General features: G+C 65.4%; 9 protein-coding genes. 8 read left to right on the top strand and 1 reads right to left on the bottom strand.

Going from position 1 to position 12,380, the window contains the following annotated elements:
- Positions 1 to 491: 491 nt before the first annotated feature.
- Genes O3669_RS04705 through O3669_RS04690 form a run of 4 tightly spaced genes read left to right on the top strand, consistent with a single transcriptional unit; the run spans position 492 to position 6,836 of the window.
- A complete protein-coding gene (locus tag O3669_RS04705) occupies positions 492 to 2,306 on the top strand; it encodes a hypothetical protein (protein WP_295920230.1) in 1,815 nt (604 codons plus the stop codon).
- Positions 2,307 to 2,363: 57 nt separating this feature from the next.
- Entirely contained in the window at positions 2,364 to 3,956 is a 1,593-nt protein-coding gene (locus tag O3669_RS04700; RefSeq protein WP_371523846.1) for a hypothetical protein, read from the top strand.
- Between the two features lie 27 nt (positions 3,957 to 3,983).
- Positions 3,984 to 5,375 carry a hypothetical protein gene (locus O3669_RS04695; RefSeq protein WP_371523845.1) on the top strand — a complete coding sequence of 464 codons (1,392 nt, stop codon included), beginning with the start codon at positions 3,984 to 3,986 and terminating at the stop codon, positions 5,373 to 5,375.
- A 33-nt stretch (positions 5,376 to 5,408) separates the two neighbouring features.
- Complete coding sequence (locus O3669_RS04690; RefSeq protein ID WP_371523844.1) at positions 5,409 to 6,836, top strand: hypothetical protein; 1,428 nt, start codon at positions 5,409 to 5,411, stop codon at positions 6,834 to 6,836.
- A gap of 129 nt (positions 6,837 to 6,965) precedes the next feature.
- Here O3669_RS04690 and O3669_RS04685 read toward each other — a convergent pair whose 3' ends face one another.
- Positions 6,966 to 8,315, bottom strand: a complete 1,350-nt coding sequence (locus tag O3669_RS04685; RefSeq protein ID WP_371523843.1) for an MFS transporter — start codon at positions 8,313 to 8,315, stop codon at positions 6,966 to 6,968.
- Between the two features lie 150 nt (positions 8,316 to 8,465).
- Here O3669_RS04685 and O3669_RS04680 point away from each other — a divergent pair, with 150 nt between their 5' ends.
- The 4 genes from O3669_RS04680 to O3669_RS04665 all read left to right on the top strand — a co-directional run bounded on the left by O3669_RS04680 (position 8,466) and on the right by O3669_RS04665 (position 11,883).
- Positions 8,466 to 9,266, top strand: a complete 801-nt coding sequence (locus O3669_RS04680; protein WP_295920222.1) for a hypothetical protein — start codon at positions 8,466 to 8,468, stop codon at positions 9,264 to 9,266.
- A gap of 60 nt (positions 9,267 to 9,326) precedes the next feature.
- On the top strand, positions 9,327 to 10,094 hold the full coding sequence (locus O3669_RS04675) for a hypothetical protein (RefSeq protein ID WP_295920220.1): 768 nt from the start codon (positions 9,327 to 9,329) through the stop codon (positions 10,092 to 10,094).
- Positions 10,095 to 10,198: 104 nt separating this feature from the next.
- Positions 10,199 to 10,990 (top strand): hypothetical protein, encoded by a 792-nt coding sequence (locus O3669_RS04670; RefSeq protein ID WP_295920219.1) that lies wholly within the window; start codon positions 10,199 to 10,201, stop codon positions 10,988 to 10,990.
- A 149-nt stretch (positions 10,991 to 11,139) separates the two neighbouring features.
- Positions 11,140 to 11,883: a hypothetical protein gene (locus O3669_RS04665; RefSeq protein WP_295920218.1), complete on the top strand. Its 744-nt coding sequence runs from the start codon at positions 11,140 to 11,142 to the stop codon at positions 11,881 to 11,883.
- The last annotated feature ends 497 nt before the right edge of the window (positions 11,884 to 12,380 follow it).

Below are 12,380 nucleotides of genomic sequence, written 5' to 3'. Positions count from 1 at the left end.
CCGCCCACACTGCCACCTATCGGGCCCAGCTGCGCAGGAACGGGTTACCACTACCAGTAAAAGGGCCCACCGACCCACGCGCGCACAGTCCGGGGCCCGCGCGCAGAATCACGGGGTTAATGTACAGACGCTGCCCACACGAAGACGCGAGCAGATGCCACCACCTTCTATACCGACTTTCCCTCACCAGAAAGCCAAAAAGTCACGCCACCAGCAACACGCAGCATCCTATAACCCGGATATGACGGCCTATTGCGGGTTGGAGGAGCTGGGCTTGGTGGCCGTGGGGATGCGCTGCGGAAGTTCGGGAGTCTGCCGGGGTTTGCTCCGTTGCCCGATCTCGCACCGCTGCCCGATCTCGCGACGTTGCCCGATCTCGCACCGCTGCCCGACATCGGTGATTTCCTGAACGACACCCCGCCCGTTATCGCGTACGGGGCCGTGGCAGCCAATCCGCGCCGGCTGGCACGCGCGTGTGGTACAAACGCCCCATGAGCAACGACGACTTTCGCTGGTCCCCGCCCGACGGGACGCACCCCCTCCCCTCGGGCGAGAGTGGGGAGGAGACCGCGGGGCAGACGGGTTTCGCGCCGCTGCCCGAGCTCGCGCCCCTGCCGGACCTGGCGCCCCTGCCCGACATCGAGGAGTTCCTCAGGTTCGCTCCTCCCATGCCCGGCGACGAGGCCGTGGCTGGCCAGGCGGACACCGGCGCGTCGGAGGCAGGCGTCCCGGGGGCGGACGTCGCGCCCCACCCCGGCGTTGATCCCCTGCCGGACATCGCCGAATTGCTCGCGTACGCCCCGCCCGGCGACGAGCCCGAGCTCACGCAGGTCACGGACGCCTCGCCGACCGCGCCCGGCCCGGCGATCCAAGCCCCGGCCTCGTCCCTGGCCGTACACACGGGCAAGCATGAGCCGCTCGCCCACGAACCCGCGCCGGAGCCTCACGAGGATTCCGGCGAATCCGTTACCCCCGCGAAACAGCGCCTGCGCCTCATCCTGATCGCCTGCGTCTGCGTCGTCGCGATCGTAATTGGGACGTCTTTTTTCCGCTCGTCCACGCAGCAGGCGGGAGAGCCGGTCCGCGAGCCCGGATACCGCGGAACAGCGCTCAACACTCACTCCCTGTCGCCCGAGTGGGCGTCGGGGATCGCGATCGCATGGACGATCCCCATCGACCCCGAGATGTCTATCTTCGCCCCGCACGTCCACGCTGAGGGGTCGACTCTCTACCTTGTCTTCTCCGATCGGCCGACGACGGCGCGGAGCAAAAGCGTGACGGTCATGGCCTACGACGTGTCTGGAACCGATCCAAGGCTCCTGTGGAACACGAACGCTGAGACGTCGGTGGACCCATACGAAACCTACACTCCTCAGTTCGTCTGGGACGACGATCTGCTCTTTTTCCGCGACCTCGTCATTGATAAGGCGACGGGAACGATAACCCAGGCCCCGTGGGGCAAGGCATACCCCCTGGGCGTCTCCGAGGGCATCGTGGTTACCTGCCTCACCTACGGCTACTGCACGGGCTGGTCGCAGGAGTCCGGTGAATGGACTCAGGTGTGGAAAGCTGCGACGGTGAAACAGAGCATCTTCGGCCTGGGTCACATGGACTACACGGCCCCTGACAGCGCCCTTATCGGCAGCGGCGAGCAGGCCTCGATTCTCATTGTCCCCGGCTACCGCGAGGTCCCCCAGCTCCTCAACGTCCGCACCGGCGAGCTCACGAACCTGGGCGATCCAGATGACGACACGATCTCCTACGACCTCGTCCAGGCAAGCGACGGAGTCATCGTAGCTCCATGGCTCAAGACTAAGTATGCCTACGATAGCGTCGGCGGCATTCGGGGGACCTTCAACCAAAACCGGTACGTCACGCAGCCCACGCGCGATGGAGGAGCTCCGACGCTGTCGCAGCTCAGTGACTTCTTCACGAAGGACAAGACCGCCTCATGGACGACGGGCGTTGTTGAGATGACGGGCAATGACTGCGCCACGCTGGAGCTCACCCTGACCTCCGACGCGTCGACGCGCACGGTCTCGGTCCCCGACAACATCCGTCCGTACGTGTCCTCCAGTTGTTTCTTCCTGGTCAACGACGTGCGCGCGAGCGCCGACGGATCAGTCATGTTCATTCGCGACTTCCCCCTCGCGCCGAAGGGCAGCTACTTCTTCGACACGGCGACGAATAAGAACTTCAACTCTGCCGAGCTTGACGCCGCGGAATCGCGCACATGGGTTTTCGACGACATGCTGATCGGCGCCAGCAAGACGGGAGTCACGGCCTTCGTGCCGGCTTCCTCCTGACGAGGCCGTGGCGGGCAACCGGTACTGCCCGGCGCGCAGGTGTGATAGAAACGTTGCATGAGCAACGACGATCATCAGAGCACGGGCGGCCAGATTCCCCAGCCATCGGTCCCCCAGCCGACGGCCCAGATCACGGTGCCCCAGCTGTCTCAGGACGCCCGCACCGACCCTGGGGGCCGTGCTCAGCAGGGCGTGCCCTCGCCCGCTGGTCCTGCTCCCGCGCGCCCGCGGCGCGCGCGCAAGTCCCTCCAGGTGCTCGGGATCGTCGCCGCTCTGGTGGCCTCGGCCGCCGTCGGTGGCATCAGCGGAATCCTCGTCGGCGCAGCGACGGCGAGACACCACAGACACCACCCCGATTACCCCGACCCCACACCGTCCCCGACAGCTTCAGAGGCGTCAATGGATCCCACCCCGATCGGCTACCACGGGACGGCGACCAACACGAACGAGCTGTCTCCTCAGTGGGTGTCGGGCCTCGCGACGGCATGGACGATCCCGCTGGACGACGATTCCCGCGCCCCGCTGCTGATCGCTGAGGGAACCACCCTGTACGCCGTGCTTGAGGGCACGCAGGACGACGCTGACACGAGCGTGACCGCCTACGACATCTCCGGGAACGAGCCGCTCACTCTATGGACCACGACCGGGCCTCACTCTCCCAGTGCCGGCGCCGTTCGGGCGCCCGGCCCCATCACCACCGAGACCCAGCTTCTGATCGGCGGCATCATCGTCGACAAGGCGAACGGTAACCAGAGCCTGGCGCCCTGGGGAGCCGACCTGCCCATCGGGGTCGTTGACGGAAACCTGGTCACCTGCGACACGGTCGCAACCTGCACCGGATGGGTGCTCGAATCGGGCACGTGGACGCAGCGTTGGAGCGCGGCGACTTCGCCGCAACAAGCCAGCGGCGTGCTGTTCTCGGAGGTGTCACGCCCATCGAACGGCGTCATTGGCGAGGGTTCGACGGCCGCCGTCATCGTGCCCGTTCGCCTAGCCGCCTTCGCCCCGCAGATCGTGGACCCTCGCACGGGAGCGGTCACCACCCTCGGGAAGGATCCCACAAACGACGCATCACAGCACCCGACGCTCATCCCCGCGAGCGACGGGCTCGTCGTGTTGAGGGAGACGAGCTTCAGCGTCTACGACACCACGGGACGCTTCGTGGAGACCGAGCAGATCATTCGCTACGGCGCACGCCCGACCTACGACGGTCATACCCCGACGCTGGAGGAGCTCACCGATTTTCTGCGGGACACGTCCGACCAAGCGCCGTGGACCACAGCCTCCGTCTATCTCGAGCACGATGACCTCTACTACGCGGGCCGCGCTCACGACGACAAGATACTGCACGTGCACCCCACCGCGTCAGCGAACAGCCGCTCCGTCAATATGCCCGATTACTTCGGATCCAACCACGACAAGCACGATGTCGAGGTATCGGACTTGCGAGTCGACTCCGGTGCCACGGTGGCCTACGTTCGCCTCGATGAGGGCTACACGATGGCCTCCTACTTCGTCGATCTGGATGGCCTGACCCTCTACGTGGCCAACGACCTGGATCGCGCGGAGAACCTCGTGTGGGCCTTCGACGACCTGCTCGTCGGCGTCTCGAACGGCCAGATCGTCGCCTTCACGCCGCCAGAGGCATAACCTCGTTCCACAGCGAAGGAGCGTCCCATGAGCGATCGCACGCCCGAGCGCGCACCGACAGCGAGGCCTCTGCGCCGCGCGGGCGCACCCCTGCTCGCCGGCGCCCTCGTCCTGCTCGTCGTCGCGGTCGTCGTCATCATCGTCAGCTTCCAGCGGAGCATTCCCACGCCCCACGCGGACAAGCAGCGATCCTACGACCCCCAGCCCGCCGTCGGCTACTCCGGGAACGGGGAGGCCACGGGCGCGATTTCCCCCACCTGGGCCTTCGGCGTCACAACCGCGTGGAGGATCCCCTACGAGGTGACGGGCATCGGCCCCAAGCCGCTCATCTACGCGCAGGGCACCACCCTGTACGCCCTCTTCCAGTCCCAGGACCATCATTCCCTCGATATCACCGTCGTGGCCTACGACGTCTCTGGAGACCAGCCCCGCGAGTTGTGGAGCACGGCGGGCACGGCGCCGCCCTCCTTCGTTGCGTCCCACGTGGTTCCCGTCGCACACCTCCTGATCATCGACCGACTGGTCGTCGATACGACGACGGGCGCGCTGTCCCTCGTGCCGTGGAAGGACGAGCACGCTCTGACGGCCGTCGGGGATACCGTCGTGGTCTGCGACGGTAACGAGGCCTGCTCCGGTTGGACGTTGGAGGCATCCTCGTGGGAGCTCACGTGGAGCTCCGCCACCGGCCCCCAGACCACAGAAAAGCCCACGGACGAGCAGATCACCTACCCCGAGAGGCCCGTGATCGGCACCGGCGAGAACGCATCCGTCGTCTTGCCCATCGACCTGTCCCTTCATCCGCCGCAGATCCTCGACCCGCGCACCGGGAGGATCACGAACCTGGCCGACCCTCACGCCCAGTCCGCGGCAAGGCCCCGCGACCTGATACTCGCCAGCGACGGCCTCGTCGTCGCGGACCGGAACACGGCGGTGCTCTACGACGCCGAGGGCTTTGTCGTGGGCGCGCAGTCGCGCTCGGAGGTACACAGGACACCGACGCGCGACGGGCGCGTCCCCACCGTGTCCGAACTGGGCGCCTTCCTGGACGGCGGGGTCCCCGCGTGGTCGACCGCGACGGTGAGGGTCCCTCCCATCAGCGCGAATCACCCCCGCTTCGTGCTGACAATGGAGCTCACCGACGCCAGTGCCATTCACGATCTGGATCCCAACAAGAACGATCTGGCCACCACCATCCCGCAGTTTTGGCCCGCTCAGGTGCGCGCCAGTTCCGACGGCTCGGTGCTCTACGCCGAAAAAGACGAGGGCACGCACACGAAACTGTTTTTCGACGTGTCGGGGCAGGTCGCGCACGGATCGGCCGAACTCACCTCCGCCACGGCGCTCACGTGGGTGTTCGACGACCTCGTCGTCGGCGTCACGAACAGCGGCATCGTGGCCTTCACACCGACGAACCCGTGACCGAGTCGGCCCCTGCGACAGAAAAGAGTTGACGTGACGTTCATCGACCCTCCGGGTGACTTCTCCGATGCGTCCTCGGCGCGCAAACGGGGCCTTTCCCCCCTGGCCAAGTTCGGCCTCCTGACGGTCCTCGGCGTCGTCCTTGGCCTCATTGCGCGCCTCTACCTGGGCCCGGCACCCTACCCCGTGCCGCACAGTGACATACGAGCGGCGGGGGTTGAGCTGTTGGCGGATTCGCAGGTGCGTGGGTATCACGGACAGGCGACCAACACGAACACCCTGTCCCCCACATGGAATTCGGGGGTGGCGACCGCGTGGACCCTGGACATCGCGCCGTCCGCGGTGCCCGCCCAGCTCCTCGTCGAGGGATCCACGCTGTACGTGCTCACCTACGGCATCGGTGATGAGGCGACCTCGACCCTGTCCGCCTACGACATCTCCGGCGTCAATCCGACCATTCTGTGGACCACGAGCGGCCCCAAGCCGGACCGGATCCTCCCCTACGCGGCCCCGGCCTCGGCCTCGACGCAGGACCACATCTTCTTCAGCGGCCTTGTCGTGGACAGGGAGAGCTCAACGTTGACGGCGGCCCCCTGGGGGGCGGCCCTGGCGATGGGGGTGGTCGACGACGTCCTGGTCACCTGCGACACCGTCGAGGCCTGCGCGGGCTGGCAGTTCAACGCGGGCGAGTGGACGCAGCTGTGGTCCGCCACGACCTCGCCCCAAAGCCGCGCGGGTCTGAGCCCCTCGCTCCTCACGACGCCCGCGAGCGCCGTTGTCGGCAGCGGCGACGAGGCCACCGTCGTCGTCCCGGTGGACGTGGCGCACGAGGCCCCGCAGGTCGTTCATCCCCGCACGGGAGAGGTCACGACGCTCGGGGAGGCTCCCGCGCCGGATGGGGCGCTGTCCCCCATGGTGACCCTGGCCAGCGACGGGGTGCTCGTCTCGGGCGAGGGCTCCTCCACGGCGTACAGCGCTGCGGGGGCGGTGGTTGGGACCTACGAGGCCGGGGCTGAGTTGACGCGCGTGCCGGCGGCAGACGGGCGAGTCCCCACCCTGGAGGAGCTGGGTGGTTTCCTGACGAGCGGCGTCGCGCCGTGGACGACGGCGAGCGTCCAGTGTCCGGGTTCTTCCCCGGGCACCGCGCTGGTCCTGACACTCACCCCCACCGACGGCGGCGATACGACCGACATCAATCCGGGGGATAGTTTCCCGACGCAGGCCTTGTATCCGCAGGGCTTTGACCCCCAGGTCGTGCGCGCCTCCGCCGACGGCTCGGCGGCGTACGTACGAAGCGTCAGTTCCGCTCTGGGGGACTCGTTCTTTTTCGGCATGGAGGAGCAGGCGACGTACGTATCGTCGAAACTCAACGCTGCGTCGACGATCGCGTGGGCCTACGATGACCTGCTCATCGCGTCGGGCAACGAGACGCTCACCGCCTTCACTCCGGCCTCCCCGTAGGCTGCCCGGATACGGAATCGTCCCCGACGGCCGAAGACATGCTCGGTCGCGTCGGGGACGATGTGTGTGGCGCAGGGCCCTTGGGGACGAGGCCGGGGCGCGCCTGGGCGGCCTCGTGCCCCTGGGCGCTCAGCCCTCCATGTGGTGGAGGGTGGCGCGGTCCGCCTTCACGGGGATGGTCAGGCCCAGGCCCACGAGGAGGATCAGCATGATGCCGAGGATGCCCCAGTAGGTGTAGTCCTCGCCGGCGGGCGTGAGGGCCTTGCCGATGAACAGGAAGAGGCCGTACATGGCGGGGGCCATGAAGGATACGGCGCGGCCGGTCGTCGCGTAGAGGCCGAAGACCTCGCCCTCGCGCCCGGCGGGGATGATGCGCGACAGGAAGGAGCGCGACGCGGACTGAGTGGGGCCCACGAAGACGCACAGGGCCAGGCCCAGGGTCCAGAACACGATGGGGCCGCGGGCGTGGAGGAAGAAGACGCCAAAGCCGGCGACGACCATGGCGGACAGCGACAGGATGATGACTTTCTTCGGGCCGATCTTGTCGTCCACCCAGCCGAAGGCGACGGTGGCCAGGCCAGCGACGATGTTCGCGGCGATCGCGAAGATCATGACGTCACCCGCGCTGAAGCCGAAGGCCGTCTTGGCCAGGACCGCGCCGAAGGTGAACACGCCCGCCAGGCCGTCGCGGAAGAAGGCGGAGGCGATGAGGAAGAAGAGGGTGTGCGGGGCCTCGCGCTTGAGGGTGACGATCGTGCGCCACAGGAGCTTGTAGGAGTCAATGATCGACTCGTGCTCATCCCCGGTCGACACCTTCGCGGGCAGCGGGGGGTTGAGCAGGACGGGGATCGCGAAGCCGCCCAGCCACAGGGCCGCGATCACCATGGAGATACGGATCGGCAGGTACTCGTCCGTGGGGACGCCGAGCAGGTTGGTGCCGATGAGGCCCACGTAGAGGATGAGCAGCAGGACGATACCGCCGATGTAGCCGGACGCCCAGCCGAAGCCTGAAATCTTGCCGCGGTCCTCCTTCTCGCCCAGGTGGTTGAGCATCGCGTTGTAGTTCACGGAGGCGAACTCGAAGAACACGTTGCCCAGGCCCAGCAGGGCGATGCCGAGCATGAGGGCACCCTTGGGTCCGAGCACCGACTCGGGGTGGACGAAGTACATGGCGAGCATGCACAGGACAACCGCCCCGGTGAACCATCCGAGCCAGACCCCGCCACGGCCTCGTCGATCGGCGCGCTGACCCGTGATGGGTGCGAGGAGCGCGATGAACAGGCCCGCGATAGTCATGCCGATGCTGAGCCAGCTTGAGGCGGTCCCATGGTCGGTGAAGACGCCGTTGGTGGTCAGGTAGGTCGTGAACACGAAGGTCGTGGCGACCGCGTTGAAGGCGGCGCTGCCCCAGTCCCAGGCCGCCCATTCGACGACTTGGCGCGTAATCACGCGGTGTGGGGTGGTGGGCGTTGTGCTCATGGGATCGGGCTCCTTCGATGGGGAGTGCTCGGAGGCGCGTGTGCGTCCAAGGTGAACCTACCATGTTTTAGGTCACCGCCTCTCGCGGGGCCGCGCGGGGGCCAAGGCCTGGAAGCTCCAGCGCGTCCTGACCGCATGTCATATGCTGGGATGTCAACGACGAAGGAGAAGACGATGGCGGACAGTTCATTGCGTAGCGTGTCCGATGCGGACGAGCGGCTGTCGCAGGCGCGCACCTGCTTTGTTACCGCCGCCATTTGCGCTGGTTTTGCAGTCTTCTTTTTCTGCATCCGCAGTGTTTTTCCGATCGCCTACACGTTCTTTTTCGTCGCAGTTCCGATTCTCCTCGCGCTCGTTTTCCTGACACTCGGCTTCGCGGACATCACTCGACAGCGCCGTGGAGTCCTCATGCACGTCGAGCCGGAAGGGATCGCCCTCTACCCATTTATTTTCCCCTTCTACGTCTCGTCGATCAGCTCCGTGTTCTTGATGAGCTGCGGCCCCATCGCCCTCCTTCTGTTCCTCATTCATCCAGACGCCATGAGCGGCTTGATCCTGGGCTTTTCGTATTCATTCCTCGGGTACACAATGCTCAAGATGACGGAGTATCGTCCCTCACGCATTCACCGGTCGCCACTGATCACGCTCGGCCCCGATCACCTGTCGATTCAGCCCCTCCTGCACGACAACCCGACACGTATCCGTTGGGATCGCAACCCCCAGATTGAGGGTTTCGAGCTTTTCGTCGCCGCCAATGAGCCACACCAGTTGATGCACGTATCCACCCGAGACTCCGAGGATGCGTTCGTTTTCGAGATGAGGGGGATGTCCATCTGCTACTGGCAACTCGCGCGGCTCATGAACCACTTTGTCGCTCATCCAGAGGATCGAGCAACGCTCGGAACACCGCAGGGCCCGCAGCTCATCGCCGACATCCTGACGGCAGGCTAGCCCATGCTCCCCCTAACCCTCATCCGCCGACCTCTCACCCCAGCACAAGCCGATGCCATCATGCGCCGAGCATGGATCGTCCCCGCGTGCTTCTATGCCGTCGGAGTCGCGGCAGCACTTGTCTTCGTTGCGCTCATCGCACTCGACTTCCCCGCCCTCGGCCTGCGTTACGGGCTCGCTATCGTCTGCATTCTCCTCGTCGCCTTCATTCCAGCCGCTGTTGCCTACTCGCGCGCACCCAGCCGCCGGCCGAGGATCGCTGCCATTACGTCGCGCCAGGAGGAACGCACGGTCACCGAGCTACTGATCACAGGGGACACCACCTTTGCCCGGAGTCGTGCTGCCGGCATCGCATGGGGCTTGAGCGGCATTGCTATCTCCCTCATTCCTCTCGCATTCTCGTCGAGCACAAAGAATGGCTTCCTCATGTCGCTCGGCACGGGCTTTCTCATCATCTATCTACTCGTGAAAGTCCCAGATGTTTACTTTCCGCGTGAACATGGCGCACATGTGCAAATGATTATTCTCGTCCCCGATGGTTTCGCAATCGCCGAGAAAGACTTCGTCCCTCGTATCGAGACGGTCGCCTGGAGCTATATCGTTGGCATGGGTGAGACCATCAAGGGAGCGACCGCCATTCACTGCACCAAGGATGGCGAAGATAGCGTCCTATGGCTTCGCTTCAGCGACCCGGGGCTCTCCTACGTCGCGATCGAGCGACTTATTGACTATTTCGCCTCCAACCCCCGGCGGCGGCGCGTTCTCGGCACCGAGACCGGCGTCGACGTGGTGCGCGCGCTCCTGCGAGGGCAGGACCCGGACGCCTGAGACGCGGGCCCCGACCTCTCGATGGATCCCCACGACGAGGCCGGGGAACCGCCAGCGCGACCTGACCGCATGACATATGCTGATATGTCAACGACGAAGGAGACATGATGGAACACAGCGGGCTCATCAGCACGTGGGACGCGGACAAGGCGCACGCCAAGGCCAACAACTGGGTACGCCCCGCCATCTTCTTCTCGATCGTCGGCCTCATCTTCCCTTTCCTGACGGCGCGGATACCGGTGGGCATCGCCCTCTTTTTCTCCGTCTACTGCTTGTTCCTCGGCATCGCATCCGCGGTGCTCGCGCTCAGGCAGGTTGCGCGCCGAGGCAGTGGCTGGATCACGCACGTCGAGGGCGTTGGACTGGCTGTGCGTCCTTCCCTGACCGCTCTTCGGGCACAGCGCATCTCCAGCGCTGTCGGAATCTCATGCGCTCCGGTCGCGCTCGTCATCGAAGTGGCGCTGTCCCACTCGATCCTGGCTTCCATCATCAGCGTCGTCATGGGCCTCCTTGTGTCGGTGCTGTTCTACTACATCTACATGTCGTCCACGTACCACCCCTCGATGAAGGACAGAGGGTCGATCATCAGGCTGACCCCCGACCATCTCGAGATTCATCCCCTCGTCGATGATTCCCCCGCGCAGATTCCGTGGGACCTGCATCCGACGATCGTGGGCTTCGAGCCTATGACCCCTACCTTCGGCCAGGCCCCACTGATGTACGTCTCCATTGACGGAAGCGAGGATAAGCTGGTTTTCGACATGACGGGAACGCCAATACCGTTCACATGGCTGGAACGCCTGACCAACTACTTCGCACATAACCCGGACAAGCTCGCAACGCTCGCACTGCCGGAGGGAGTCGCCCTCGCCCGCGCGATCCTGCAAGCGCCCTAACTGCAGATGTGTATTCGTCGCGCACCCATGACACGTCCGCCGATCACAACAGAAAGAAGACGCTGATGCTACTGACCAACAAATACGAAGTTCTTCCGCAGTCGTCGATTCCGGCTCTCTTGACCGTCAGCGCGTTTCTTTACGTTTTCATGGCGGCGCTCAACGTCTTCCTCCTGTGGCTCAGCCCCCTGAGCCTCTACGTGCTCCTGGTCTACCTCCTCGTTGGCATGGCGGCGACGCGCGTGTACTTCGCCGGGGAAGTGTCCCGCAGGCAGCGCCGCGGGCCGACTGTGACCCTCTCCAACGCAGCCGTGACCGTCTCCCCGATGACAGCCCCCATCTACATGATCACCGCGGAGACCTTCCTGCTGTTGTCTCTGTTCCCCGTCTCCTTGATCTCTGTTGCGCTCACACGCACGATCCTCGCGTCCTCCCCCGGCACCTCTCTGACCGCCGCCCTTGACGTCGTGTGCGTGGCCTTGGGCGCTGCTGGAGCTGTCGGCGCTGTCGCGATGCGCCGCGGCACCGCCTACCGGCCACGCGCGATCCACGACGGCCCTCTTGTGGCGCTGTCCCCCACCCACCTGGAGTTCCACCCGCTGCTCTCCCCCACGCCGATCCGCATCCCCTGGGATCAGGCCCCCTTCATCGCCGCCGTCGAATACCCAACCGTAAAAAGGGACGTCGTCACCATCGCTCACGTCATGACCACGGCGAGTCCGACACCCACGCTCATCGACATCACGTGCCTTAGCCTCACGCCGGCACAGCTCCAGCGCACCATCGGCTGCTTCGCGTGCCGCCCCCAGTATCGCGGCATCCTCGCCACCGCGGAGGGCCCCAACCTGGTGCGCGCGCTCGTTTCCGAGAACCCCGCAGGCTGGCCCGCCTGACGGGCGATCGGCTCACTGCCGTTGCGACGCGGCGCGGCCGGCGGGGTTAATCGGCTCTTCGCATGTAAGGGTATAGGAGGTGTTGGAATCCCCCGGAGTGGGCCGGAGTGCAGGTGGCGGCGTGGGCCGCGTGGGCGGCGTGCCCGTCCTGCCACCTGTAGGGCCCAGTTGCGCATGGAGGGGTGCGGCAGGGAGTGGATGGGTCGTGTCAGTTCCGCGTTTGTTCTTGTTTGTTGGGGTGCTGCACCCGATCCGTAGGCAATGCACCTCTTCTGTTCGGGTGCAGCGCCACGTAACGGGTGCACCGCCACATAATGGGTGCAGCGCCCCCGTGCTTGTGGCGGTTGTCGGGGTTGTGGGGGTCTTCTGGGCTTGAGTTGTCTTCTGCTTGGACTGTCTTCCGCGTGGGGTCTTTGCGGCGCCTCATGTTATGGTTCCTCAAAAATGTCGCACGTAATTCCCCGACATGTATTTCAAACATTGAAATCGCATCGTTG

The sequence above is a fragment of the Pauljensenia sp. 20925_1_34 genome (assembly GCF_041432775.1).
In the GTDB taxonomy this organism is placed as follows: Bacteria; Actinomycetota; Actinomycetes; order Actinomycetales; family Actinomycetaceae; genus Pauljensenia.
Note: the sequence above shows the minus strand (reverse complement) of the source record. Positions and strands in the feature narration are given on the sequence as shown.

Excerpts from the sequence above, each read along its gene's own strand:
- O3669_RS04705 (WP_295920230.1), top strand. The coding sequence starts at position 492 with ATGAGCAACGACGACTTTCGCTGGTCCCCGCCCGACGGGACGCACCCC.
- O3669_RS04700 (WP_371523846.1), top strand. The coding sequence starts at position 2,364 with ATGAGCAACGACGATCATCAGAGCACGGGCGGCCAGATTCCCCAGCCA.
- O3669_RS04695 (WP_371523845.1), top strand. The coding sequence starts at position 3,984 with ATGAGCGATCGCACGCCCGAGCGCGCACCGACAGCGAGGCCTCTGCGC.
- O3669_RS04685 (WP_371523843.1), bottom strand. The coding sequence starts at position 8,315 with ATGAGCACAACGCCCACCACCCCACACCGCGTGATTACGCGCCAAGTC.
- O3669_RS04680 (WP_295920222.1), top strand. The coding sequence starts at position 8,466 with ATGTCAACGACGAAGGAGAAGACGATGGCGGACAGTTCATTGCGTAGC.
- O3669_RS04675 (WP_295920220.1), top strand. The coding sequence starts at position 9,327 with ATGCGCCGAGCATGGATCGTCCCCGCGTGCTTCTATGCCGTCGGAGTC.
- O3669_RS04670 (WP_295920219.1), top strand. The coding sequence starts at position 10,199 with ATGATGGAACACAGCGGGCTCATCAGCACGTGGGACGCGGACAAGGCG.
- O3669_RS04665 (WP_295920218.1), top strand. The coding sequence starts at position 11,140 with ATGGCGGCGCTCAACGTCTTCCTCCTGTGGCTCAGCCCCCTGAGCCTC.